Source organism: Thioalkalivibrio denitrificans, assembly GCF_002000365.1.
Classification (GTDB): domain Bacteria; phylum Pseudomonadota; class Gammaproteobacteria; order Ectothiorhodospirales; family Ectothiorhodospiraceae; genus Thioalkalivibrio_A; species Thioalkalivibrio_A denitrificans.
This window is the reverse complement of record NZ_MVBK01000018.1, coordinates 7,301-30,487: the sequence shown is the minus strand read 5'-3', so window position 1 is coordinate 30,487 and position 23,187 is coordinate 7,301. Positions and strand designations below refer to the sequence as shown.

At 66.1% G+C, this 23,187-nt stretch carries 26 protein-coding genes; 16 read left to right on the top strand and 10 right to left on the bottom strand.

The window, feature by feature from the left end; all coding sequences use genetic code 11:
- The first annotated feature begins 170 nt into the window (after positions 1–170).
- The 13 genes from B1C78_RS03020 (at position 171) to B1C78_RS02965 (ending at position 12,737) form a co-directional block, all read left to right on the top strand.
- Entirely contained in the window at positions 171–1,655 is a 1,485-nt protein-coding gene (locus tag B1C78_RS03020) for an SLC13 family permease (RefSeq protein ID WP_077277665.1), read from the top strand.
- A gap of 584 nt (positions 1,656–2,239) precedes the next feature.
- Positions 2,240–3,472 carry a multicopper oxidase family protein gene (locus B1C78_RS03015; protein WP_077277664.1) on the top strand — a complete coding sequence of 411 codons (1,233 nt, stop codon included), beginning with the start codon at positions 2,240–2,242 and terminating at the stop codon, positions 3,470–3,472.
- A 68-nt stretch (positions 3,473–3,540) separates the two neighbouring features.
- Positions 3,541–4,005 (top strand): c-type cytochrome, encoded by a 465-nt coding sequence (locus tag B1C78_RS03010; protein ID WP_077277663.1) that lies wholly within the window; start codon positions 3,541–3,543, stop codon positions 4,003–4,005.
- Between the two features lie 111 nt (positions 4,006–4,116).
- The gene (locus B1C78_RS17575; RefSeq protein WP_175628219.1) at positions 4,117–4,281 is read left to right on the top strand and encodes a hypothetical protein; all 165 of its coding nucleotides are present in this window, start codon (positions 4,117–4,119) and stop codon (positions 4,279–4,281) included.
- Complete coding sequence (locus tag B1C78_RS03000) at positions 4,278–4,721, top strand: hypothetical protein (protein WP_077277661.1); 444 nt, start codon at positions 4,278–4,280, stop codon at positions 4,719–4,721. Before B1C78_RS17575 ends, B1C78_RS03000 begins: the two co-directional genes overlap by 4 nt.
- A gap of 278 nt (positions 4,722–4,999) precedes the next feature.
- Positions 5,000–6,472, top strand: a complete 1,473-nt coding sequence (cls, locus tag B1C78_RS02995) for a cardiolipin synthase (RefSeq protein WP_077277660.1) — start codon at positions 5,000–5,002, stop codon at positions 6,470–6,472.
- A 387-nt stretch (positions 6,473–6,859) separates the two neighbouring features.
- Positions 6,860–7,225: a hypothetical protein gene (locus B1C78_RS02990; RefSeq protein ID WP_077277659.1), complete on the top strand. Its 366-nt coding sequence runs from the start codon at positions 6,860–6,862 to the stop codon at positions 7,223–7,225.
- Positions 7,226–7,354: 129 nt separating this feature from the next.
- The gene (locus B1C78_RS17925; RefSeq protein WP_281250593.1) at positions 7,355–7,486 is read left to right on the top strand and encodes a hypothetical protein; all 132 of its coding nucleotides are present in this window, start codon (positions 7,355–7,357) and stop codon (positions 7,484–7,486) included.
- Between the two features lie 26 nt (positions 7,487–7,512).
- Complete coding sequence (locus B1C78_RS02985) at positions 7,513–8,502, top strand: YncE family protein (RefSeq protein ID WP_077277741.1); 990 nt, start codon at positions 7,513–7,515, stop codon at positions 8,500–8,502.
- Between the two features lie 68 nt (positions 8,503–8,570).
- Positions 8,571–11,108 (top strand): heavy metal translocating P-type ATPase, encoded by a 2,538-nt coding sequence (locus B1C78_RS02980; RefSeq protein WP_077277658.1) that lies wholly within the window; start codon positions 8,571–8,573, stop codon positions 11,106–11,108.
- Between the two features lie 5 nt (positions 11,109–11,113).
- Complete coding sequence (locus B1C78_RS02975) at positions 11,114–11,377, top strand: hypothetical protein (RefSeq protein ID WP_077277657.1); 264 nt, start codon at positions 11,114–11,116, stop codon at positions 11,375–11,377.
- Positions 11,374–11,850, top strand: coding sequence for a hypothetical protein (locus B1C78_RS02970; protein ID WP_077277656.1), 477 nt, complete (start codon positions 11,374–11,376; stop codon positions 11,848–11,850). Before B1C78_RS02975 ends, B1C78_RS02970 begins: the two co-directional genes overlap by 4 nt.
- A 68-nt stretch (positions 11,851–11,918) precedes the next feature.
- Positions 11,919–12,737 (top strand): Spy/CpxP family protein refolding chaperone, encoded by an 819-nt coding sequence (locus B1C78_RS02965; RefSeq protein WP_077277655.1) that lies wholly within the window; start codon positions 11,919–11,921, stop codon positions 12,735–12,737.
- A 142-nt stretch (positions 12,738–12,879) separates the two neighbouring features.
- On the opposite strand, the gene amrS is transcribed toward B1C78_RS02965, so the two are convergent.
- Positions 12,880–14,019: an AmmeMemoRadiSam system radical SAM enzyme gene (gene amrS, locus B1C78_RS02960; protein WP_077277654.1), complete on the bottom strand. Its 1,140-nt coding sequence runs from the start codon at positions 14,017–14,019 to the stop codon at positions 12,880–12,882.
- A gap of 84 nt (positions 14,020–14,103) precedes the next feature.
- On the opposite strand from amrS, the gene amrB reads away from it, so the two are divergent.
- Positions 14,104–14,889, top strand: a complete 786-nt coding sequence (amrB, locus tag B1C78_RS02955; protein ID WP_077277653.1) for an AmmeMemoRadiSam system protein B — start codon at positions 14,104–14,106, stop codon at positions 14,887–14,889.
- Complete coding sequence (gene amrA / locus B1C78_RS02950; protein WP_077277652.1) at positions 14,890–15,459, top strand: AmmeMemoRadiSam system protein A; 570 nt, start codon at positions 14,890–14,892, stop codon at positions 15,457–15,459. It begins immediately after the preceding gene.
- Between the two features lie 185 nt (positions 15,460–15,644).
- On the opposite strand, the gene B1C78_RS02945 is transcribed toward amrA, so the two are convergent.
- The 3 genes from B1C78_RS02945 to B1C78_RS02935 form a co-directional block, all read right to left on the bottom strand.
- The gene (locus tag B1C78_RS02945; RefSeq protein ID WP_245795280.1) at positions 15,645–16,901 is read right to left on the bottom strand and encodes an adenosylhomocysteinase; all 1,257 of its coding nucleotides are present in this window, start codon (positions 16,899–16,901) and stop codon (positions 15,645–15,647) included.
- A 219-nt stretch (positions 16,902–17,120) separates the two neighbouring features.
- Positions 17,121–17,414 (bottom strand): hypothetical protein, encoded by a 294-nt coding sequence (locus tag B1C78_RS02940; RefSeq protein WP_077277650.1) that lies wholly within the window; start codon positions 17,412–17,414, stop codon positions 17,121–17,123.
- Between the two features lie 382 nt (positions 17,415–17,796).
- Entirely contained in the window at positions 17,797–18,978 is a 1,182-nt protein-coding gene (locus B1C78_RS02935) for an MFS transporter (protein ID WP_245795285.1), read from the bottom strand.
- A gap of 192 nt (positions 18,979–19,170) precedes the next feature.
- Here B1C78_RS02935 and B1C78_RS02930 point away from each other — a divergent pair, with 192 nt between their 5' ends.
- A complete protein-coding gene (locus B1C78_RS02930) occupies positions 19,171–19,644 on the top strand; it encodes an OsmC family protein (protein ID WP_077277740.1) in 474 nt (157 codons plus the stop codon).
- Positions 19,645–19,744: 100 nt separating this feature from the next.
- Here B1C78_RS02930 and mnhG read toward each other — a convergent pair whose 3' ends face one another.
- Genes mnhG through B1C78_RS02900 form a run of 6 tightly spaced genes read right to left on the bottom strand, consistent with a single transcriptional unit; the run spans position 19,745 to position 23,158 of the window.
- A complete protein-coding gene (mnhG, locus tag B1C78_RS02925) occupies positions 19,745–20,131 on the bottom strand; it encodes a monovalent cation/H(+) antiporter subunit G (protein WP_077277648.1) in 387 nt (128 codons plus the stop codon).
- A complete protein-coding gene (locus tag B1C78_RS02920; RefSeq protein ID WP_077277647.1) occupies positions 20,124–20,399 on the bottom strand; it encodes a monovalent cation/H+ antiporter complex subunit F in 276 nt (91 codons plus the stop codon). Before B1C78_RS02920 ends, mnhG begins: the two co-directional genes overlap by 8 nt.
- Before the next feature lie 12 nt (positions 20,400–20,411).
- Positions 20,412–20,885, bottom strand: a complete 474-nt coding sequence (locus B1C78_RS02915) for a Na+/H+ antiporter subunit E (protein WP_077277646.1) — start codon at positions 20,883–20,885, stop codon at positions 20,412–20,414.
- Positions 20,882–22,393, bottom strand: a complete 1,512-nt coding sequence (locus B1C78_RS02910) for a Na+/H+ antiporter subunit D (RefSeq protein ID WP_077277645.1) — start codon at positions 22,391–22,393, stop codon at positions 20,882–20,884. The genes B1C78_RS02915 and B1C78_RS02910 overlap by 4 nt, the downstream gene beginning before the upstream one ends.
- A complete protein-coding gene (locus B1C78_RS02905) occupies positions 22,390–22,737 on the bottom strand; it encodes a Na+/H+ antiporter subunit C (protein ID WP_077277644.1) in 348 nt (115 codons plus the stop codon). The genes B1C78_RS02910 and B1C78_RS02905 overlap by 4 nt, the downstream gene beginning before the upstream one ends.
- A 46-nt stretch (positions 22,738–22,783) precedes the next feature.
- Positions 22,784–23,158, bottom strand: coding sequence for a four helix bundle protein (locus B1C78_RS02900; RefSeq protein ID WP_077277739.1), 375 nt, complete (start codon positions 23,156–23,158; stop codon positions 22,784–22,786).
- Positions 23,159–23,187: the final 29 nt, after the last annotated feature.

Genomic DNA, 23,187 nt, shown 5'->3' with positions numbered 1-23,187 from the left:
GCCGACGGCAGAGGCTTCGTTGAATGCAGCCTGTCGGGCTGAAGCCCGACCTACGGTTCCGGTTGCGGCAGACGATACAACCCGGGCATCCGGATCTGCCGGCGGCTTGGACTTGGTGCGTCTCCTGACGGCAGAATGCAGGTCGGTCCAACCGGCTGCCCGAACACCCCATGAGCGACGCCTCGAGCACACCGCCCCCTGCGGAGACCCCGCCGCCGCCACCCTGGCGTCAACGGCTCGGACTGGTGCTCGGACCGGCCCTGGTCGTGATCATGATCTGGACCGGACCGCCGGGGGAGGTCCCCCTGCCGGCCTGGCAGGTGGCGGGGCTCACGGTGCTCATGGCCACCTGGTGGGTCACCGAGGCGGTACCCATTCCCGTCACCGCCCTGCTGCCGGTGGCGCTGCTGCCACTGCTGGGCGTTTCCGACATCGCGGAGGCGGCCGCGCCCTATGCCAATCCCCTGATTTTCCTGTTCCTCGGGGGGTTCGTCATCGCCCTGGGCCTGCAGCGCTGGAACCTGCACAAGCGCATCGCGTTGTGGATCCTCGGCGCCACGGGCCAGCGTCTGGATCAGCTCGTGGGCGGCTTCATGGCGGCCACTGCCGGGCTCAGCATGTGGGTAAGCAATACCGCCACGGCGGCGCTCATGCTGCCCATCGGCATCTCGGTGCTGGTGCTGCTGGAGGACCAGGGCATCACCGAGGCCGAGGGTCGCAACTTCGCCGTCGCGCTGCTGCTCGGCATCGCCTTCGCCGCCAACATCGGCGGCATGGCGACACTCATCGGCACGCCCCCCAACGCATTGCTCGCCGGCTACCTCAACGACCATCACGACATGAACATCGGCTTCGTGCAATGGATAGCGGTAGGGCTGCCCGTCTCCCTCCTGCTGCTCGGCATCTGCTGGTGGGTACTGTGCCGGTGGGCCTTCCCGCTGGCGCGCCGGCGCGTGGATGGCATCGACAGTCTGATACGCCATCAGCACGAAGCCCTGGGCCCGGTGTCCGGCCCCGAGCGCCGCGTGGCCGTGGTGTTCGCCGCCGTGGCACTGGCCTGGCTGACGCGTCCCCTGCTGGACAAGGCTATCCCCGGACTCTCGCTCACCGATCCCGGCATCGCGATCCTGGGTGCGCTGGCGTTGTTTCTGATACCGGCGGGCGGCGGACGACGGACGAATCTCCTGGACTGGGAGGCGACCCAGCATCTTCCCTGGGGCGTCCTGGTGCTCGTAGGTGGCGGCCTGAGCCTGGGCACAGCCATCGGCAGCAGCGGCCTGTCAGACACCGTGGCCGTGGCCCTGGGCGGCCTGGCAGGTTTCCCCGTGGCCATCGTGGTGCTGATGGTGGCCTTGTCCGCCATGCTGCTGAGCCACGTCACCAGCAACACCGCCACTGCCGCCACGCTGCTGCCGCTGGCGGCGGCGCTTGCCCTGACGCTCGGACAGCATCCGGTGCTGCTGACGGTGCCGGTGGCGCTGGCCGCCTCCTGCGCCTTCATGCTGCCCGTGGCCACGCCGCCCAATGCCATCGTGTTCGGCAGCGGCCGCATCACCGTGCCGGACATGGTGCATGCGGGCTGGCGACTCAGCCTGCTGTCGCTGGTGGTGGTGACGGTGGCGGTGCTGGTGCTCGCCGAGTGGATTCTGGTCTGACCCGGAACCCGTGGCTCCACCCCGGGGTCTGACTGTGCTAGCCTTCTGGACCGAGTCCAGATGTGACAGACAGGGAACCGGATAGCTTGCACGCCCACCCACGACAACTCCTCTGCCTCTTGCTGGCCGTCGTGCTCGCCCTGCTGCCGGTGAGCGGCCCGCTGCTGGCGGCCATGGCAGATGGAGATGCACCCGGGCATCCCGAGGCGCACCTGCACGCCGGACATCACGGGACGGTCACCCACGCGGTCGAACACCACGAGGGGGAAATGCACGGCCCGAACGCAGACAGTGATGCGGCCCTTGCGATGCAAGACTGTGCCAACCTCCTGTGCGGCGGCCCTTGCAGCGGCTGCAGCGGTTGTCACGCGCCTCCCACCCGGGCGGGCGCTCAAGCGGCCGGAGCGCCCATCCTGACAAGCCTTCCCTCCCCGCTTCGTGCAACGCCTCCCCCGGGCGTGGTGTTTCGTCCACCCATCTCTGCCTCCGCCTGATCCGGGCCCCTCGGGGCCTCCTGAAGCAAGCGTTTCCGCGCAGGCACTACCGCGCGGAGACCGGCACGATCCAGCAGTGGAGACAGAAACATGAAAGACAAGCGTACACGTACCCCGGAGAACTCCGGCCGACGCCAATTCCTGCGCACAGGCCTCGCCATGGGCGGCCTGGCCGTCTCGAGCGCCTCGCTCCCCGTCCTTGCCCAGTCCGCGCGCGATCACGGGGACCACGACATGCACCAAATGCACGAGCAGATGCACGGCAACGGACACGCCGGCCACGACGCTCACGGCGAGGTGGATGCCAAGACCCTGCGCGCCATGATGGGCTACGACCGCGTGGAGGACATTCCGCTGCGCGGCCCCGCCGATGCGGTCGCACGGCTGCCGTACACGGAACGCGACGGCGTAAAGGAGTTCGAACTCACGGCCGAGCCCATACGCTGGGCCTACGCGGAGGGGAGAACGATCCTCGCCTGGGGCTACAACGGCCAGGTGCCCGGACCCGAGATCCGTGCAACCGAGGGTGACAGGGTCCGGATCAGGTTCACCAACAACCTGCCCGTGCCCACCAGCCTGCACTGGCACGGCCTGCACGTGCCTTTCGCCATGGATGGGGTACCGGGGGTCACCCAGAAGGCGGTCATGCCCGGCGAGACCTTCGTCTATGAGTTCGATGCCGTTCCCGCGGGTACCCGCTTCTACCACACCCACGGCTCCCACCACGGGGACGAGTCGGTGCAGATGGACATGGGCCTGTCGGGGTCGTTCATCGTGGAACCGAAGGACGGCAGCCGCAGCTTCGACAAGGAGATGACCCTGCTGCTGGGCGAGTGGCAACTGGGTGCGGAGGGCATGAACCAGGTGGTGGCCACCGGCGGCCACGAGCACGAGATCGGCGGTGACCACGCCACCGGCGGCTACAACCTGTTCACCCTCAACGGGCGAAGCTACCCGGACGTGCCTTCACTTAAGGTGCGCGAGGGCGAGCGGGTGCGCATCCGCATGATCAATGCCGGCTCCATGAGCATTCATCCCATGCACATCCATGGACACTCCTTCGAGGTGGTCGCCATAGACGGCAATGCGGTACCCGAGGCCGCGCGGCAGATGCGTGACGTCGTGACACTGGCGCCCGGCGAACGCTTCGATGTGGAGTTCACCGCCGACAACCCGGGCATCTGGGTGCTTCACTGTCATGAACTGCATCACGCCGCCATGGGTATGATCATGCTCATCGAGTATGAAGGCTTCGAGGCGGAGGCGAAGGCACCACCCCCGGCCACGGCGCCGGCCGGACATGCCGGCCATCACGGCCACTGATCCCCGGGCGGGCGCCGACAGATGCCGGCGCCCGCCCGGCCCACCTGATGGAACACTGGAGACACGACATGAACATCCGCATCCCCCTGATCACCGCACTTCTGGGCCTGGGACTGCTGGCCGGGTGCGGGGAATCCCCCGAAACCGCGCAGCCATCGGAGCCACCCGCGCGCAGCGAGGCAGCGCCCAGCCAAGCACCGGCGCAGGCCGTCACCCCCCGCGAGGACTTCCGCATACCGCCCGAGGGGTTCCAGACCGACGTGCGCCGCGGCCGTGAACTCTTCCAGGCCAACTGCATGGAGTGCCACGGTGCCGATGCCCTGGGCACCGACCAGGGTCCGCCGCTGATCCACCGGATCTACGAGCCCTCACATCACTCCGATCTCGCCTTCTACATCGCCATCGCCCGGGGCACGCACCAGCATCACTGGGAATTCGGCGACATGCCGCCGGTCCCCGCCGTGGACGGCGAGGACGCCGCACACATCATCGCGTGGATCCGACAGGAGCAACGCGAAGCCGGCATCGAATGAACGCAAGGCCGAAGGCTGAACGCTGAGTGCTGAGTGCTGAGCGCTGAATGCTGAACGCTGAACGCTGAACGCTGAACGCTGAACACTGACCCACGAATGGATGCAGCAGACATGACCCATGATCCCGGCATGACCCTGGAACACTGGCTGCTCTGGCACTGGCTGCCATGGCAGGGCGTACCCTCGCTGGTCGTGGTCTCCCTGCTGGCTGTCGGCGCAGGCGTGGTCGTAAGCCGCCTGATGCGCAGGCACATGCGGAGGAGGAAAGAACCATGATCTCCTTCAACGGCAACCGATCCTGGCTGCACGTCCTTCGCCGATACCTGCTGTTCATCGCGGTCGGCAACCTGGTGTGGGAATTCGCCCACATGCCGCTCTACACCCTGTGGGAAACAGGCACCACGGAGCAGATCATTCTCTACGGCCTGCACTGCACGGTGGGCGATGTCCTCATTGCACTGAGCGCGCTGGTGATCGCGCTGTTCGTGTTCGGCACGCCGGCGTGGCCGGCGGACGGCTATGTGCGTGTGGGCATTGCCGCGGTGATCCTGGGCCTCGGATACACCATCTTCAGCGAATGGCTCAACGTGGAAGTACGCGAGGCCTGGGCCTACCGTGACATTATGCCGATCGTGCCGCTCGTCAATGCGGGCCTGACGCCGATGCTGCAATGGATTGTGTTGCCGATCTTCGGGCTATGGTTGGCGCGGCGTTGAAGCCTCTGGCTGTGACAAGCCACCGGGTTCTCCACGGACAGGGTACCGGGGTCTCTCGCACGGGCGCGGGATACGCGAAGCACGATCCTTGCGGGATGTGTAACCCGGATGGATCATCGGAAGACCCGGGCGGGAAACTCGGAGCTGTAGGAGCCCGGCCCTCCGGGCGAATATTCCACCTACGGTCGGTTCGCCCGGAGGGCCGGGCTCCTACGCGAACACCCTTGGGTTTCAGTCCCCCGTGTGAACAACGTACATAGAGATCGCACCCACCCCTCATGACAGGCGATACTCCCCTTGCGCAGACACCGGCAGCGCCCCGGCGTCGGCGATGGCGCTGGTGGGCGGCCGTCCTGATCGTCGCCCACCTGCTGGGCTTTGCCTCCTCTATCGATGCACTCATGTCCACCCGCACGCCCCAGGGCACGGTGGCCTGGATCGTCTCCCTCAATGCGGTGCCCTACGTGGCCGTGCCCGCCTATTGGGTTTTCGGCCGCGACCGGTTTCAGGGCTACGTGATCGCCCGCCGGGACGTGGACTCCGCCCTGGCGGCGGCGCTCGCACCCAAGACAAAGGAACTCCTGTTTCACCGTTTCGAACCCGACACACCGGACAAGCATCTGTACGGAGTGGAGGCGCTGGCCAAGTGGCCCATCCTCGGCGGCAACGACGTGCACCTGCTGGTGGATGGCGAGGCGGCCTTCGAGGACATCTTCACCGGCATCGACGCGGCACAACGCTACCTGCTGGTGCAGTTCTACATCGTGCGCGCGGACGGGGTAGGCCTCGAACTGCAGCGCCGGCTCATCGAGCGGGCCCGGGCCGGCGTGGAGGTGTACTTTCTGTACGACGAGATCGGCAGCTACCGCCTGCCCGCCACTTACCTGGACACATTGCGTGCGGCGGGCGTTCGCGTGCATCACTTTCATTCCACGCGCGGCTGGGGCAACCGCTTTCAGCTCAATTTCCGCAACCACCGCAAGATCGTCGTGGCCGACGGGGAGCGCGCCTGGGTGGGTGGCCTCAACGTGGCCGATGAATACCTGGGTCGCAACGTACGCATCGGCCCATGGCGCGACACGCACCTGCGGATCGAGGGCCCGGCCGCGCTCGCCCTGCAGGCGGTGTTCCTGGAAGACTGGCACTGGGCGACCGACGAGATCCCGGACCTGCCCTGGGAACCGCTGAGGCGCACTGGCCACGGCGTGCCCGTGCTGATCCTGCCCTCGGGCCCCGCCGACCGCTTCGAAACGGCGAGCCTCATGATGCAGCAGAGCATCCACGCCGCCCACCATCGTGTCTGGATCGCGAGCCCCTACTTCGTGCCCGACGAGGGTGTGCTCGGCATGCTCAAGCTTGCAGCCCTGAGCGGCGTGGACGTGCGCATCCTCATCCCGGAGCGTCCGGACAACATACTCACCTATTACGCCGCCTACGCCTTTATCGGACCGCTTCTCGAGGCAGGCGTGCGCATCTACCGCTACCAGGACGGCTTCCTGCACGGCAAGTCCTTCGTGGTGGACGAGGTGGGTGGCGCAGTGGGCACGGTGAACCTGGACAACCGATCCTTCCGGCTCAACTTCGAGGTGACCGCGATGGTCCTCGACAGCGGGTTCGCGGCCGAACTGGATACCATGTTCGAGGCGGACTTCGCCCGTTCCCGGGAGATGACCTTGGAGGATCTGGAGCGGCTTCCGCTCTGGCACCGGGTGGCCTCGCGGGCGGCTTACTTGCTGGCGCCGGTGCTGTAAGGAACCTGCCCAGGGAATCGTGTCGCTGTTGCGGCCTCTCGGCCTGTCTCGCCGGCTTGCAGGTCGGGCTTCAGCCCGACTTCGGTGTCTGGCGGGCCACGGTTGTCGGCCTGAAGGCCGACCTACGGCTACTCTTCTGGTGGAAAACCATCGCGCGAGACAGGCTCGCAGACCCGACAAGGCGTAGCCGCAACCTGTGTCCCGGATGCAGGCCCGGCGGATGCGCTTCGCTAAACGCCCTACTCCAGGAACCCCGACAGGCGCCTGTCGGTGATCTTCCGACACACCTTGACCTCAATCATGCATCGGACCATACCGGCTCGCATGTGGGCCCACAGTTGCTACACTCGTATTTCAGTTTTCCGCCCAAGCGAGACCCCGCCTGACATGGACGCCCCCCTCCGCCGCCTTCTGACCCTGCTGATCGCCGTGTCGCTGATCATGGCGCCGGTCGGCAGCGCCCTGGCCATGGTGGGCATGGCGGGTGAGCATGCGGTCTCGGTGCATTGTCCCGAGTCGGGCACAGCGCCCGCCGACGGCCTGCACACCGATCAGGCGGATGCGGATCAGTCCCGGGCGGACGGCACCTGCTGCGATGCCCCCTGCCTGATGAAGTGCGGTCACGGTGCGACCGCCCTGCCCTCTCCGGTGGTCACGTTCTCCCTGTCCGACACGGACCCTGCCGTGTCTTCTGTCGCCGCACTCGCTGACGTGCACTTCCCGCCTCCGGGACACCCCCCCAAAGTCCGCTGACCTTCCGGTAGTCGACGGCCGGCTCCCGGCCGCCCGCCCCGTGCCGTTGATCCGGCATGAGGCCAATCCTGACGACACCATCGCGCACGCACCGATGACGCACTGCGCAACTGTTTCCGGAGGACTTCCATGATGCACGAACAAGGCACCGGCTGGATGTGGGGTTTCGGCCTCGGACACTCGCTGACCTGGGTACTGATCCTTGCGCTGATCGTGCTGGGACTCGCAGCCCTGATCAAGTACCTGCTCAGCGACCGATGAACCTGCGCAACCCCAAGGAGACCATCATGTTTAGACCCGTTCGCACGACGATCATCCTGGCGGCGCTTGCCTGGCCGATTGGCGCCATGGGCGGCCCCACCGTCTACATCCCCCTGGGGGCGGGCAACCAGGTGATCGCGGTGGATGCGGCTACGCATCGGATCACGGCGCGCTACGAGGGTGTCGAGAACCCCCACGGGCTCGTGGTGACACCGGACGGCGAATATCTGATCGCCGGAAGCCTGGCGGAGACAGCGGCGCCTCCGGGCGCCGCCCACGAAACGCCCACGAGCCGCCTGTACCTGATCCACCCGGCACACGGCCACGTGATGCTCACCATCCCCGTGGCCGGCTGGACTCATCACCAGGCCATCACCCCCGACGGGCGGTATGTAATCTCCACGCACACCACCCGGGGCGATGTCAGCGTGCTCGACCTGACGAGCAACACGATCATAAAGCGCGTCGCCACCGGCCCGGCGCCCAATTACGCATTGATCACCCGGGAAGGAGACCGTGCCTACGTCAGCAATAGCGGCAACAACACGATCACCGAAATCGATCTGGCGACCTGGACGCCGTTGCGCACCCTGGAGGCCGGCCCTTCGCCGGAACACATGGTCTTCTCATCGGACGAGCAAACCATTTATGTGACCAATCCACGGGCCGGCACGGTGTCGGCGGTGTCGGTGGCCAGCGGGAAAGTGGGCACGACCTATGAGATCGGTGCCAACGTACACGGTCTGGACATGGGCGACGACGGAACAACCCTGTTCGTGAGCAGCCAGCAGGGGGAGACCCTGACCGCAGTGGATACCTCGAACGGGAAGATGCGCTCTGTGCCGCTGGCGCCCGCGCCCTATCACCTCAACACCATCCCCGGCACCGGTGTCGTGTACGTGTCCAGCCGCAAGGACCCGGTGATCTGGGTGATCGACCAGGCGTCCCTCGAGGTCATCGCGACCATCGCACTGCCGGCGGGTGAAGGCCACCAGATGGCCGTGGCAGCGGATTGAACCCGGCGAGACCCACAGGATACCCACACACCGAACCGCTCAATGCAATGCAACGGGAGCCCGCTTGAATGAACAGATCTGATCAGACTGCCCATGCAGCCGGTGCCGAGCCGAACGACGCCGTCAACGCGCTCGAATCAGCCACGCTCACCGTGCCCGGCATGGGTTCCGACCATTGCGCCGGGATCGTCTCCTCCTCATTGCGCCGGCTGCCGGGTGTGGGCGAGGTGCGCACCAACATCACGAACCATCGCGTGGACGTCGAGTTCGATCCCGCCCGCGTCGACCGCGGCACGCTTCGCAAGGCGGTGGAGCGTGCCGGTTATGAAGTGGCCGCGGACTCCGGTTCCGGCCAGGCAGCATCTTCCCTCGCCGAAGTCCGGCTGGTCGTGCCCGGCATGGGCTCCGACCACTGCGCAGGTCTGGTCAAGGACTCCCTGCAGCGCCTGGCTGGCGTGGGGGAGATCCGTACCAATATCTCCAACCATCAGGTCATCGTGAAACCAGCCGCCGACGGACCCGCGCCAGAGGCACTGCGGGCCGCCGTGGAGCGGGCCGGCTACGAGGTGGCCTCGGTCTCGACCGAAGCACCCGACGAAGAGGCGGACGTGGAGTCGGCCTACCTGACCCGTGCCTGGCGGCGCTTCGTGATCGCGGCGGTACCCACCACGCTGATCATGGTGCTGATGATGGTGCACATGTTCGTCGCACCCATACCCGCCTACCTGGCCGTGATCGCGGCGCTGGCCTTCCCCGTGGTGTTTCTCTACGGCGGCTGGGCCACTCACGTCTCCGCCTGGCGCTCGCTGACCAACCGCACCGCGAACATGGACGTGCTCATCTCCATGGGCAGCCTGCCGCCCTATCTCATCGGCCTGGTGGGCTTTGTCTACCCCATGACCTCGTTCATCGAGATGGCCGCCACCATCATGACTTTCCACCTGCTGGGGCGGTATCTGGAGAACCGCGCCAAGGGCCGCGCATCCCAGGCGATCCGCAAGCTGCTCACCCTGGGGGCCAAGACGGCACGCGTGGAACGCGACGGCGAGGAGGTGGAAGTACCGGTCAAGGCACTGTCCATCGGCGATGTGATGATCGTGCGTCCGGGCGAGAAGATCCCCACCGACGGAGAAGTGGTGGAAGGCGACAGCCATGTGGACGAGTCCATCGCCACCGGGGAGTCCATTCCGGTGGAGAAGTCCCCCGGCGCCCCGGTACTGGGGGCCACCATCAACAAGGAGGGCCGACTCAAGATCAGGGCCACCCGGGTGGGCGCAGACACCTTCCTTTCCCAGGTCATCAAACTGGTGGAACAGGCCCAATCCTCGAAAGTGCCCATCCAGGAGTTTGCCGACCGGGTGACGGCCCGCTTCGTACCGGCGGTGATCGCGATCGCGCTGGCGAGTCTTTTTGCCTGGTTGCTCTTTCCCGAACCGCTGCGTCCGATCCTGGACTGGGGCGCGGGCTTCCTGCCATGGGTGAACCCGGAGGCCGGGCCGGTGATCCTGGCGCTGCTCGCCGCCATCGCGGTGCTGGTGATCGCCTGTCCCTGCGCCCTGGGGCTCGCCACGCCCACGGCTCTGATGGTGGGTTCGGGGCTGGGTGCCGAACGCGGCGTGCTGATCCGCTCCGGCGAGGCCATCCAGACGCTCAAGGACATCCGCATGGTGGTACTGGACAAGACCGGCACCATCACCCGGGGCGAGCCGGAACTCACTGACGTGGTGGCTGCCGACGGGGATGAGCAAGCGGTGCTGCGGCTTGCCGCCGCCGTGGAAAACGCCTCCGAGCATCCCCTGGCCCGCGCCGTGGTGGACGGTGCGAAGGGCCGCGGCGTGGAGATCTCCCCGGTGGAGAGCTTCCGATCGGTTACGGCCCGGGGGGTCGAGGGCACCGTGGAGGGCGCGCGGGTCCTGATCGGCAACCGGCGCCTGCTGGAGGAATCCGGTGTGCAGGGGCTGGAGGCGCTGGACGAAGACCTCGCCCAACTGGAATCCAGGGGCCGCACCGCGGTGCTGGTGGCGCGCGACGGGCAGGCCGTTGGCATCGTCGCCGTGGCCGACACCCTCAAGCCCGAATCGAAGCGGGCCATCGAGGCCATGCACGCCCTGGGGCTCAAGGTGGCCATGGTCACCGGCGACAACGAGCGGGCGGCGCGCGCCGTGGCCGAGGAGGTAGGCATCGACGAGGTGCTCGCGGGCGTCCTGCCCGAGGGGAAGGTGGACGAAATCCGCAAACTCCAGGAGCGCTTCGGCCCCCACGTGGCCATGGTGGGCGACGGCATCAACGACGCCCCGGCGTTGATGCAGGCCAACGTGGGCATCGCCATCGGCGCCGGCGCCGACGTGGCCATCGAGGCCGCCGACGTGACCCTGGTGTCCGGCGAGTTGACCAAGGTGGTGGAGGCCATCCGGCTCTCGCGCCTGACATTCCGCAAGATCGTGCACAACCTGTTCTGGGCCTGGTTCTACAACGGCGCCGCAATCCCCATCGCCGCCGTCGGCCTGCTGCACCCCATGATCGGCGTGATTGCCATGACCGCCAGTTCGCTGTCGGTGATCGGCAACTCGATGCTGCTCAAGCGCGCAAAACTGTCGACAGGGTGATTCCCATGCCTTCGATGCGCACCGTCAACAAAGCCGTCTGTCTTGTGCTGATGCCCGGTACCGCGGCGCTGGTGGTGTGGTGGTGGGGCTGGTCGCTCTGGACCCTGCTCCTGGTCGCCGTGATGCTGTCTTGCCCGTTGATCCTGTTGTACCTGTGGTACGAGTCGCATCGTTCAGAAGCCGCCCTTCGCTCCGCCGCGACTTCCCTGCGCGACAAGGAAAGCACGGGCCGGCGCAACGGTTCCGGAACGTCGAGGAGGGCACTATGAAAATTCGGCATGTCATGTCCAGCATGATCGCCGTGTCACTCGCAGTGGCCATGCTGGGTTTCAATACAGCCGCAGCGGATCCCGAATACCGGCAGGTGGCGAACGGGGTTGTCGTGTACCTGGGGGTGCTGCCGGCGGCGATGATTCAAGGCCGTCACGAGGGCGACCCCGAGGAAGTGATGCACAACGGCATCCCGCGCGGCCGACACGCCTTTCATGTAATGGCAGCGGTGTTCGATGAGGGAAGCGGAGCCCAGATCAAGGATGCGCGGGTCGAGGCACGTGTCGCAGCTGTGGGTCTGGCCGGCGTGACCCGACCACTCGAGACCATGCGCATCGACGACACCGTCACCTACGGCAATTACTTCACCTTGCGCGGCGAAGGCCCTTACGACATCCGGATCACGGTCGCGCGGCCCGGCATCGATGCGCCGGTGAGCGCGAGGTTTACCTATGTTCATCCCCCGAGGTGAGCAATCTGACCGCCGGTGGCGCACCCACCGGCGTTCCTGACATTCCCGACACGAGAGGAGATCTCAACATGAAGACGACCCGACAGATCAGAAACCTGGCCGCCAGCGGCCTGCTCGCGCTGACACTCGCACCGGCGACGGCGCTGACCGCCCAGCATGGCATGCCCATGGATGAGCGTGACGACATGCCCATGATGCAACAACAGCAACGCGGCGGCATGGGCATGATGCCCGGCATGCAGGGCGGCATGGGCCCTTGGGGCCCCGGCTATGGCATGGGCATGATGGGCGGATGCCCCATGATGGGCGGCATGATGGGTCCCGGCATGGGCATGGGCATGGGCATGGGACCCGGCATGGGTATGGGCTACGGCATGGGCATGGGACCCGGCATGGGCATGGGACCCGGTATGGGCATGATGGGACCCGGCATGGGCATGGGACCCGGTATGGGCATGATGGGACCCGGTATGGGTATGGGACCCGGCATGGGCATGATGGGACCCGGTATGGGCATGGGTTACGGCATGAACCTGACCGATGAGCAAAAGACCGAGATGCGCCGCATTCAGCGGGAGTTGCGCCGCCAGAACTGGGAGAACATGGGCCGACTGATGGAGGTCAAGGAGGACATGCACGAACTGATGGCCTCCGAGGACCCGGACCCGGCTGCAGTGGGCGAGGCTCACGCCCGCATGGCCGAGCTCAAGCGCCCGATGATCGAGGCGCGCGTGCGAGCCATGAATGAAATGCGCGGCGTGCTGACGGAGGAACAGCGCGAGCAGATGCGCACCGCCCCACGCGGCCCGGGCATGATGGAGCGTGGTCGCGGCATGATGGACGGTGAGGGCCGCGGCATGATGCGGGACGGCATGATGGGCCGCTAACCGGGATATTGCATAGGCTCCTAGAGCAGGCCATGTGCATAGGGCGGCCCGTGGCCGCCGACGCGTGTGACCCTTGGGTACCGCCCGGCGGCCACGGGCCGCCCTATGACCTTGAGATCGCCAGCGCCGTCACGCCTCGCGGTCAGATGCCCTGCGATCGCTCCGCCGCGGCGAGATCCCGCAAACGCACCGGCATGCGCCGGCTGCCCCAGTGGCCGGGCTCGGCCTGGAACACGCCAGCGCAGGGGGTGTTGCAGAAACGGCAGTGCCCGTCTGCGGTGAGATTCCACTCCCCCAGTTCGTAGCCGTCGCGCTCGATCAGGCGTTCGCCGCACTGGTGGCAGTACGTGCTCTGCCCGGCGGGGTCGTGGACGTTGCCGGTATAGGCATAGCGCACGCCGTTGGCGAGCGCGATCTCTCGCGCCCGCGTGAGGGTGGCGCGCGGTGTGGACGGGCGGTCCAGCATCTTCCAGTCCGGATGGAAGGCCGTGAAATGCATGGGTACGTCGGGGCCCAGTTCACTGACCACCCAGCGGGTCATCTGGTCCAGCTCCTGGTCGGAATCGTTGAGGCCCGGGATGAGCAGGGTGGTGGTCTCCAGCCAGACGCCGGTCTCGTGCTTGAGATACTTCAGGGTGTCCAGCACCGGCTGCAGATGACCGCCGGTCACCTTGTGGTAGAAGTCCTCGGTGAACGCCTTGAGGTCCACGTTGGCGGCATCCATGTATTCGTAGAACTCGTTGCGCGGTGCCTCGCACACGTAGCCGGAGGTGACCGCCACCGACTTGATGCCCCGTTCGCGGCAGGCCTTCGCCACGTCGATGGCGTACTCATGGAAGATGATGGGATCGTTGTAGGTGTAGGCGACGCTGGCGCACCCGAGCTGCTCGGCCGCACGCGCGATGGTCTGCGGATCCGCCCGGTCCATGAGGGTGTCCATCTCCCGGGACTTGCTGATGTCCCAGTTCTGGCAGAACTTGCACGCCAGGTTGCAGCCCGCGGTGCCGAAGGACAGCACCGGGGTACCGGGCAGGAAGTGGTTGAGCGGCTTCTTCTCGATGGGGTCCACGCAATAGCCGCTGGAGCGCCCGTAGGTGGTCAAGACCACCCGTCCGCCCATGTTGGCGCGCACGAAACACAGGCCCCGCTGGCCCTCGCGCATCTTGCAGTAGCGGGGACAGAGGTCGCACTGCACGCGCCCGTCCTCCAGGACGTGCCAGTAGCGGGTGTCGACGATGCTCTCCGGATCCACGTGACCCAGAACGGGTTTTTCCTGCTGCATGATTCACCTCACCGGCACCGCGCTTCGGCACCTCGTGCTGCTATGATCGTCTAACCTGATACTAGTTCATGCACGGGGTGTCCCATGAGCAACGTGCGCGAGCCGGCAGTGGCCGGCCTGTTCTACCCGGACAATCCTGAGGAACTCCGCGGCCTGTTGGCCGGCTACCTGCGCGATGTCGCTCCCGACGGGCCACCCCCCAAGGCGCTGATCGTGCCCCACGCGGGTTACCCCTACTCCGGTCCCGTGGCCGCCTCGGCCTACACCCGCCTCATGTCGATGCGCGAGACGGTGCGCCGGGTGGTGCTGCTCGGACCCTCGCACCGGGTCCCCTTGACGGGGCTGGCCACCTCCAGCGCCGGGCACTTCCGCACCCCGCTGGGGGACGTGCCGGTGGACCGCGCGGCCGTGGTGGAGATTGAGCAATTGCCCCAGGTGCGTTGCCTGGACGAGGCCCACCGGCAGGAACACAGCCTGGAAGTGCACCTGCCCTTCCTGCAGACGCTGCTGGCGGACTTCACGCTGGTGCCGCTGGTCGCGGGCAACGCCCCGGCGGCGCAGGTGGCGGAGGTGCTCGAGCGGCTCTGGGGCGGCGCCGAAACGCTCATCGTGATCAGTTCGGATCTCTCTCACTTTCACGATTACGACACCGCCAGACTGATGGACGGCCGCACCTCCCGCGCCATTGAGCAACTCCAGTGGGAAACGATCGATTTCGAGGACGCCTGCGGCCGGGTGCCCATCAGCGGCCTGCTGGAGGTGGCCCGCAGACGCGGCATGCACGTCACCCGCGTCGACCTGCGCAACTCCGGCGACACGGCCGGACCGCGGAACAGCGTGGTGGGATACGGCGCGTATCTGGTCCACTGAATGACGCTCCCGGACGAAGCCCTGCGTGAACGGCTGCTGGAGGTGGCCGAGCAGAGCATCTGGCACGGCCTGAACCACGAGCGGCCGTTGCCAGTCGATCCGGCCGCGGAACCCGAGGCACTGCGTGAGAAGCGGGCCAGTTTCGTCACACTGAAGCGCCATGGCCTGCTGCGCGGCTGCATCGGTGCGGTGGAGCCCGTCCGGCCCCTGGTGGAGGACGTGGTGCACAATGCCTACGCCGCAGGCTTCCGGGACCCGCGCTTTCCCCCGCTCGATGAAGCGGAGCTGGACGGTCTCGAACTGCAGATCTCCCTGCTCACGCCCCCTGAACCCATGCATTTCAACTCCGAGGCGGAACTGATCGAGCAGCTCCGCCCGGGCGTCGACGGGCTGATCCTGAAGGACGGAGGACATCGGGGCACCTTCCTGCCGGCCGTCTGGGCTTCGGTCCCCGAGCCGCGGGCGTTCCTGCGCGAGCTCAGGATCAAGGCAGGCCTGCCACCGGACGGCTGGTCGGACACGTTGCAGGTGGAGCGGTACAGGACGGAGAGCTTCGGCCGACGGCTGTGATTCCTTGGGTGAGGCGGGAGGCGTTAGGCGATAGGTGGGCCAACAGCGGGGACTCGGCGGACGAGGGGGCCGAACTCGGCCGCAGCTCATTTCTCCCAATGATTCAGCCATAATCCCCTCCCCCTCAGGGGGAGGGCCAGGGTGGGGGTGGTTTCACGCCTATCGCCTATCGCCTCACCCAAACCTCACGTCCCCTCGCCCCAACTGGAAAGGTATTCCCGCTGCTGGTCGGTCAGGCTATCGATATGCACGCCGAGCGCCGCAAGCTTCAGTGCGGCCACCTCCCGGTCGATCTCGTCGGGCACCGGATGGACCTGGGGGGAAAGGCCCCGGCCATCCCGGGCGAGCCAGGCGACGGCAAGGGCCTGATTGGCGAAGCTCATGTCCATCACCGCAGCCGGGTGGCCCTCGGCGGCCGCGAGATTCACCAGCCGCCCCTCGCTCAGCACGCGGATGCGTCGCCCGTTGGCCAGGCGGTACTCCTGCACCTCGGGGCGCGGTCGCGTACACTCCACGGCCATCTCCGCCAGCGCCTCCAGGTTGAGTTCCACGTTGAAGTGACCGGCGTTGGCCAGCACGCAGCCGTCTTTCATCACGTCGAAATGGGCGCGGTCGATGGCATGCTTGTCACCGGTCACGGTGACCATGAAGTCGGAACGGGCCGCGGCATCCATCAGCGGCATCACCGTGTAGCCGTCCATGACGGCCTCCAGGGCCCGGAGCGGCTCCACCTCGCAGACCACCACGTGCGCCCCGTGCCCCCGGGCACGCAGGGCCAGACCGCGCCCGCACCAGCCGTAGCCCACCACAGTGAAGGTGCGCCCAGCCAGCAGGATGTTGGTGGCGCGGATGATGCCGTCCAGGGCGCTCTGCCCGGTGCCGTAGCGGTTGTCGAACAGGTGCTTGGTGTGCGCGTCGTTGACGGCCACGATGGGATAGCGCAACGCCCCCTCCCGGGCCATGGCGCGCAGCCTGATCACGCCGGTGGTGGTCTCCTCGGTGCCGCCGACAATGCCCTCCAGCAGTTCGGTGCGATGCTTGTGGAGCTCCGAGACCAGATCAGCGCCGTCGTCCAGAGTGATCTGCGGGCGGTGGTCCAGGGCGGCGGCGATGTGGCGGTAGTAGGTTTCGGTGTCCTCGCCGCGGATGGCATGCACGGGGATGGCGAAGTCGCGCACCAGTGCGGCGGCCACGTCGTCCTGGGTGCTGAGCGGATTACTGGCGCAGAGCACCACCTGTGCACCACCGGCCTGCAGCACGCGGGCCAGGTTGGCGGTCTCGGTGGTGATGTGCAGGCAGCCGCTGATCCGCAGGCCTTCCAGCGGTTGTTGTGCGCGGAAGGGCTCATGCAGCCCCAGCAGCACCGGCATCTCCGCCCAGGCCCACTCGATTCGGTTGCGGCCGGCGTCGGCCATGGTGATGTCGCGGATGTCGGCAGGCACGGACAGGGCATACCTCCTCAGGAACGGTAAAGCGACTGCCTCGCGAAGGCGCAGTCAACCGGGAGTATAGCCCGGACATTGCACCAAGGCGGCCGACGGCTTCGTGCAACCTTCTGAATGAGCGGCATAAATCGGCGTATCTGGCTGAAAGGCCGCGTTGACAGTTTGTACCTCGCCGCCGGCCGCCTTGGTGCAATGTCCGGGATAGGCGGCCCGGGATCAACCGTTCCCGGGAGTGCCGCCGGATTTCTTTGCCCTAGGCAGAAGCCCCGGCGGCGCAGCACCGCCATCCGCCTCCACGCAGACGCGCGCCGGGACAATGCGGGACGCGAGCAATGCCTGCGGCGTCCGTCCGAAGTAGGCCGCCAGCAGGTCGAGGTTCGCGTAGAGATACTCGGATGCCTTCTGCGGAAAGGCGCACGTGCTGATACTGCCCACATGCGCCAGGTTGACGGCGCCGCCGTGGTACTGGCCGCTGCGCCAGTAGAGATCGTCACGCCCTGGCCCGCGCACGGACTCCAGCANNCCCTATCCGAATCCCCGCGCACGGACTCCAGCACCAGCATGTGGGGGTAGGCGCGCTTGGGCGGATGCGGGTGCGCGCGGGGATTCGGATAGGGGACTACATCCAGCAGGCGGTATGCCTGCCCTTCCTTGCGGAAGGACCCGTTGAAGGAGACCACGGAAATGTGGATCTCCTCCCCCACACGCCGCTGCAGCGATCTCACCAGCCGGTGGTAACGGGGCGAGGGCCACAGGTCGCCATCCGTCCCCTGTGCCTGCCGCACGTTTTGTAATGACCGATCGGACATGTGCTGACTCATGTCTGACAGATACGGATCCATGCTTCCCATGGCCGCCACACCGTGCCACCCGGCGGCGGGCGCGGCCCGCCCTATGTGGCTCGCCTTCTCAACCACAATACCGCAAACAGCACCACGAGCACGAACGGCATCATGGTGAGGTTCAGCGTCGCCCAGCCCACCTTGTGGATGAGCACGCCGGAGAGAAGCGAACCGGCGGCGACCACGGCAAAGATGGTCAGGTCGTTCACGCCCTGGGTCTTGCCGCGCTCCGCGGGTGTGTGGGTGAGGGTCAGGAGATGGCTGCCGCCCACGAACAGGAAGTTCCAGCCAATGCCGAGCAGCAGCAGTGCAGACCAGAAATGGGGGAGTGTCTGACCCGACGCGGCGATGAACCCGGCCGCGCCCAGCAACACGGCACCGGCGGTGAGGATGTTGAATACACCGTAGCGGGCAATCAGGTGCCCGGTGACAAACGAGGGCGCAAACATGCCGAGCACATGCCACTGCATGACGAACGCCGCCTCGTTCATGCTGAAGCCGGCGCCGCGCATGGCCAACGGCGTGGCCGTCATCACCAGCACCATGATGCCGTAGCCCAGGGCCCCGCAGATCAGCGCCACCACGAACGCCGGCTGGGCCGCGATGACCGCCAGCGGGCGCCGGGGGTCGTCACTGTCGGGTTCACGGATCGGCGGCACGCGCAGGTTCACCAGCAGCAGCACCGCCAGCGCCGCGAGCACGGCCACCACGGCATAGGGGCCGGCATTGGGCAACCCCGGCAGCAGGTCCGTGGCCCGGCTGGCGTTGATGGGCCCCAGAAACGCCGCCACCACGCCGCCCGCCAGGACTAGTGAGATGGCCTTGCTGCGCCACTGCGGTCGCGCCACGTCCGCGGCAGCGAACCGGTAATACATGGCGAAGGCCTGGTAGAACCCGAACAACATGCTGGAGACGCAGAACATCCAGAAGGATTCGATGCCGATGGACCAGACGCTGAGCAGACCGCCCAGACCACCCAGGGTCGCACCCACCAGGAACCCCGTGCGCCGCCCCACGCGCTGCATGAACAGCGAGGCGGGAAGCGTGGCGAACAGCGTGCCCAGCATCATGAAGGACACCGGCAGCGTGGCCAGCGCGGGATCCGGGCTCAGGTGCAGGCCCACCAGACCGCTCAGGGTCATGACCGTGATCGCGGTCATGTTGTAGAAGGCCTGGCTGCCGGCCAGGATGCCCACGTTCAGCCCCTGGCGGGCGAACGGGTCGTTACTCACACGGTTCAATGGACGTCTCCCAGGGATGAAGCGGATGGCCGCGGATCCCGACCGGCGCGTGAGTGGCAGCATACGGATCGGGACCACATCAATTTACCGAATCCCGCCCCGGATATCCCATTCAGATTGAGTGGTATATCCCTTTCAGGCAGTTTCGCCAGGCCGGAACGGGTTCTAGCCTCTGGAATCATGATGGATACGGACCTCCTCAGCCGGCCCGCTTCCCGCACTCCGCAGGCCACCTGCCCCATGGCGTCGCCGGGTAACGGCTCCGCCGGTGAGGGCGTACTCGTCTTTCACCGCCACCCGGACGGCCGCCTGGAACTGGCGTCAAGCTGGCCGGATTCCGACGAGCAAGGCCCGTTCGGCCTGCGCCCGGTGGAACACCTGGCCACGGCCCTCGCCGGCTGCCTGTCCGAGTTCGCCGGCCGCTTCCTGGAGCGCCGCAACCTGCCCACCGCGATGCGCATCGATATCGACTGGAAAGTGAGCATCCAGCACTGCGCCATCGAACACATGAACGTCACCCTGCACATCGCCACCCCGCTGGACGAAATGGCCCGCCAGACCCTGCGCCGCATGCTGGATCTGTGCCCGGTGCACAAGGTGCTGCAGGGGAACGTGGAAGTGGGGGTCGAGGTGGTTGAATCAAAGGTTGAAGGATGAAGGTTGAAGGATGAATGAAACCACCCCGCCCTCACCGTGAGGGGAGGAAGTTCCGGCGTTACATTCTGCCTTCATCCTTCATCCTTCATCCTTCCAAAGGCTATCCTTCATCCTTCGGCTGCTGCGCAGCCGTCGGCGGGCTCGCCAGGGTATGCGTGTTCTCGTCGTATTGCCCTTTCAGTTCGTCTTTGAGTGTGTGCTCCCACAGAGGCACGCCCACGAAATAGCCGGCACGTCCGATCATGTGGGCGGCCACGGGGGCGGTGAGCATGAGGAAGCCGATCACCGCGATCACGCGCACGAGCACATTGACCTCCCAGAAGTACACGCCCACACCCACCAGCATGAGGCCCGCGCCCAGCACGCCGGCCTTGGTGGTGGCATGCATTCGGGTGAGCAGGTCCGGCATGCGCCAGACGCCGAGGCCGGCCACCAGCATGAAACCCGCGCCGACGATCAGGAAGAAACCGGTGACGAATTCAATCATCTTCGCGATGCCCTCCCTTCTCCAGGTACCTGGCAAACCCGATGGCGGCCAGGAAGGCGGTCAGTGCGAGCACCAGGGCCACGTCCAGAAATGCGGTCTTGCCGCTGGTGATCACGTACACGGCAATGAAACCCACCGTGAGCGATGCGATCAGCTCCAGCGCCACCACACGGTCCGGCAGGCTGGGTCCGCGCACCAGCCGGATCAGGCTAAACAGCAGCGCCAGGCCGAGCAGAAGGTAGGCGATGATCGCGGCAACAGTGAGCATGATTTCTCCGGGTCAGCGCAGCACTTCCAGCATCCGGGTCTCCATGTAACGGATACTGGCGTGCACTTCGGCCTCGTCGTCGAAGTACATGACGTGGATGTAGAGCACCTTCCGGTCACTGGAGACATCGAGGCTCAGCGTGCCGGGGGTGAGCGAAATCAGGTTGGCCAGGATGGTGATCTCTCCGTCGCTCTCGGCTATCAATGGAAAGGCGATCACCGCCGGGCGCATGTGGTGAGTGGGTGTGAGCACGTCATGGGCCACGCGCAGGTTGGACTTGACCAGCTCCTTGATGAAGAAGCCGACGAACCGCACGAAGCGCGGTCCCTTGCGCGCATAGTTGGCGAACACGGGCAGGTCGCGCAGGGCATAGGCGAGGATCAGGTAGCCCAGTACGAAACCGATCAACAGGTTGATGGCGGTGAAGTGACCTGAGAGGGACACCCAGATCAGCGCCAGCACGATGTTCCAGGTGAGCGCAATCATGAGCCCTGCCCTCCCAGAACCGCCTCGATGTACAGCGAGGGATCAAGCATCTCCATGGCGGCACGCTCGGCCAGCAGATAGATGGGCTGACCGTAGAGACCGATGAAAAGCGTCAGCAGGGCGAGACCGGCAATGGGCACCACCATGAGCCACAGTCCGCCGCCCTGCACCGGTGCGGCCACGGCCTTCACGTCAGTGTTCTCCGGTTGCGCCTTCCAGAAGACCTCCGCCCAGATCTTGATCATGGAATAAAGCGTCAGCAGACCCACCAGCAGCGCCACGCCCACGATCCACCAGGACTGCACCTCCACACCCGCACGAATAAGAATGAACTTGGCAAAGAACCCGGACAGCGGCGGCATGCCGGCCAGCGAGAGGGCGGGCACCATGAACAGCACACCCAGCCATGGATGGGTGCGGTACAAACCGCCCAGCTGCTTGAGTTCGTGGGTACCCTTGAGCCGATGCACCACGCCGCTCACCAGGAACAGGTTCGCCTTCACGATGATGTGATGCATGATGTAGAAGACGCCACCCACGATCGCCAGGGGCGTGAACAGTGCAAGCCCCAGGATCATGTAACCGATCTGGCTGATGATGTGGAACGACAGGATGCGCCGCATCTCGAACTGCGCTGCCGCCCCGAGCACGCCCGTGAGCATGGTCAGCCCCGCCATCCACAGCAGCAGCGTATGCGTATAGCCCACGTCCTGGTCGAAGATCAGCGAAAACGCCCGGAACAGAGCATATACCCCCACCTTGGTGAGGAGGCCGGCGAACAACGCCGACACGGCCACCAACGGCGTGTGATAGGAGGCCGGCAGCCAGAAGAAGAACGGAAACGCCGCCGCCTTGATGCCGAACGACACCATGAAGAGCATGGCGATGACCGTGATGATCCCCGGGTCCTCCACGTCGCGCAGCTTCACGGCCAGATCGGCCATGTTGAGGGTGCCGGTCAGGCCGTAGAGCAGCCCGATGCCCGAGAGCAGCAGGACCGAGGACAACAGGTTCAGGGTGACGTACTTGATGGCCCCTTCCATCTGCGCGCGCTCGCCGCCCAGGATCAGCAGCGCAAACGAGGCCACCAGCATGACCTCGAACCACACATAGAGGTTGAAGATGTCGCCTGTCAGGAACGCGCCGTTGACGCCGGCGAGCAGCAGGTGCATCAGCGGGTAATACCCGAAGTGCTCATGACGCGCGCTCACGCCGGAGAGCGAATAGATGGCGACCGGGAGCCCGATGATGGCGGTGAGCACCACCATGATGGCGCCGAGCATGTCGGACACCAGCACGATCCCGAACGGGGCCTGCCAGCCCCCCATGTGCATGACGAGGATGCCTTCGCGCCAGGTGGCGAGCAGGAGATCCACCGACACCCACATAAGCGCCAGCGTGCCGATCACGCCGATGACGCGCTGGGCCATGCGCGACTGCCACAGGGCCAGCGATACGGCGCCCGCAAGCAGCGGAACGATAACCGGCAATGCCACCACCGTGGTCATGTGTCGGTATCCTTCATCTGGTCCATATCATCAGCACCCACCACCTCGTACGCCCGGTGGATGAGCACCACGGCAAAAGCCAGCACGCCAAAACCGATCACGATGGCGGTGAGAATCAGCGCCTGCGCCAGCGGATCCGCCACCGGCCCATCGGGCACCAGCGCCCCCTCCGGCACCAGCGGCGGAAGCCCCCGGTCCATGCCCGCCGCCGTGAAGATCAGCAGGTTGGCGGCGTTGGACAGCAAAATGAGCCCGATCACCAGCTTCACGATGGAGCGGCGCAACATCATGTAGATAGCGGCGGCATAGAGGCCGCCGACGGCGAAGGCCATTAGCGTTTCCACAGGAGGGCTCCTGTGGAAGGATGAAGGATGAAGGATGAAGGATGAATCAACCCGCGGGCCCCTTCGCCTTCATCCCCGATCTGTGTCTTGCGTTCTTGGCGCATTGCGTCAGTATCGCTATCAACTCGTCTGTTTCCTGAAGAAATGTCTTCAGGTGGCTGGACGGCAGCTCGCAGGCCTCATCCAGCAATTCACACCAGTATCGCGTCTCTTCCAGTTCCTGGAGCCCACCGCCGATCTTGGCGACGAACTCCGCGGTCGACCTCGCCCGCTTTGCTTCGCGGTAGTGCGCGCCCACCGAGGTCCCGGAACGAAGCAGCTGCCGCCCCAGCACCCGCCCCACCGAATCACCGGGCAGGCGCCGGTACACACGGATCGCCGCTAGCGCATAGCGCTTCGTTCGACTCTCCAGATCCTCCATGATCCGACCTCCATTCATCCTTCATCCTT

Bases quoted from the DNA above. Each gene is read 5' to 3' on its own strand.
- B1C78_RS03020 (WP_077277665.1), top strand. From the start codon at position 171: ATGAGCGACGCCTCGAGCACACCGCCCCCTGCGGAGACCCCGCCGCCG.
- B1C78_RS03015 (WP_077277664.1), top strand. From the start codon at position 2,240: ATGAAAGACAAGCGTACACGTACCCCGGAGAACTCCGGCCGACGCCAA.
- B1C78_RS03010 (WP_077277663.1), top strand. From the start codon at position 3,541: ATGAACATCCGCATCCCCCTGATCACCGCACTTCTGGGCCTGGGACTG.
- B1C78_RS17575 (WP_175628219.1), top strand. From the start codon at position 4,117: ATGACCCATGATCCCGGCATGACCCTGGAACACTGGCTGCTCTGGCAC.
- B1C78_RS03000 (WP_077277661.1), top strand. From the start codon at position 4,278: ATGATCTCCTTCAACGGCAACCGATCCTGGCTGCACGTCCTTCGCCGA.
- cls (WP_077277660.1), top strand. From the start codon at position 5,000: ATGACAGGCGATACTCCCCTTGCGCAGACACCGGCAGCGCCCCGGCGT.
- B1C78_RS02990 (WP_077277659.1), top strand. From the start codon at position 6,860: ATGGACGCCCCCCTCCGCCGCCTTCTGACCCTGCTGATCGCCGTGTCG.
- B1C78_RS17925 (WP_281250593.1), top strand. From the start codon at position 7,355: ATGATGCACGAACAAGGCACCGGCTGGATGTGGGGTTTCGGCCTCGGA.
- B1C78_RS02985 (WP_077277741.1), top strand. From the start codon at position 7,513: ATGTTTAGACCCGTTCGCACGACGATCATCCTGGCGGCGCTTGCCTGG.
- B1C78_RS02980 (WP_077277658.1), top strand. From the start codon at position 8,571: ATGAACAGATCTGATCAGACTGCCCATGCAGCCGGTGCCGAGCCGAAC.
- B1C78_RS02975 (WP_077277657.1), top strand. From the start codon at position 11,114: ATGCCTTCGATGCGCACCGTCAACAAAGCCGTCTGTCTTGTGCTGATG.
- B1C78_RS02970 (WP_077277656.1), top strand. From the start codon at position 11,374: ATGAAAATTCGGCATGTCATGTCCAGCATGATCGCCGTGTCACTCGCA.
- B1C78_RS02965 (WP_077277655.1), top strand. From the start codon at position 11,919: ATGAAGACGACCCGACAGATCAGAAACCTGGCCGCCAGCGGCCTGCTC.
- amrS (WP_077277654.1), bottom strand. From the start codon at position 14,019: ATGCAGCAGGAAAAACCCGTTCTGGGTCACGTGGATCCGGAGAGCATC.
- amrB (WP_077277653.1), top strand. From the start codon at position 14,104: ATGAGCAACGTGCGCGAGCCGGCAGTGGCCGGCCTGTTCTACCCGGAC.
- amrA (WP_077277652.1), top strand. From the start codon at position 14,890: ATGACGCTCCCGGACGAAGCCCTGCGTGAACGGCTGCTGGAGGTGGCC.
- B1C78_RS02930 (WP_077277740.1), top strand. From the start codon at position 19,171: ATGGATACGGACCTCCTCAGCCGGCCCGCTTCCCGCACTCCGCAGGCC.
- mnhG (WP_077277648.1), bottom strand. From the start codon at position 20,131: ATGATTGAATTCGTCACCGGTTTCTTCCTGATCGTCGGCGCGGGTTTC.
- B1C78_RS02920 (WP_077277647.1), bottom strand. From the start codon at position 20,399: ATGCTCACTGTTGCCGCGATCATCGCCTACCTTCTGCTCGGCCTGGCG.
- B1C78_RS02915 (WP_077277646.1), bottom strand. From the start codon at position 20,885: ATGATTGCGCTCACCTGGAACATCGTGCTGGCGCTGATCTGGGTGTCC.
- B1C78_RS02910 (WP_077277645.1), bottom strand. From the start codon at position 22,393: ATGACCACGGTGGTGGCATTGCCGGTTATCGTTCCGCTGCTTGCGGGC.
- B1C78_RS02900 (WP_077277739.1), bottom strand. From the start codon at position 23,158: ATGGAGGATCTGGAGAGTCGAACGAAGCGCTATGCGCTAGCGGCGATC.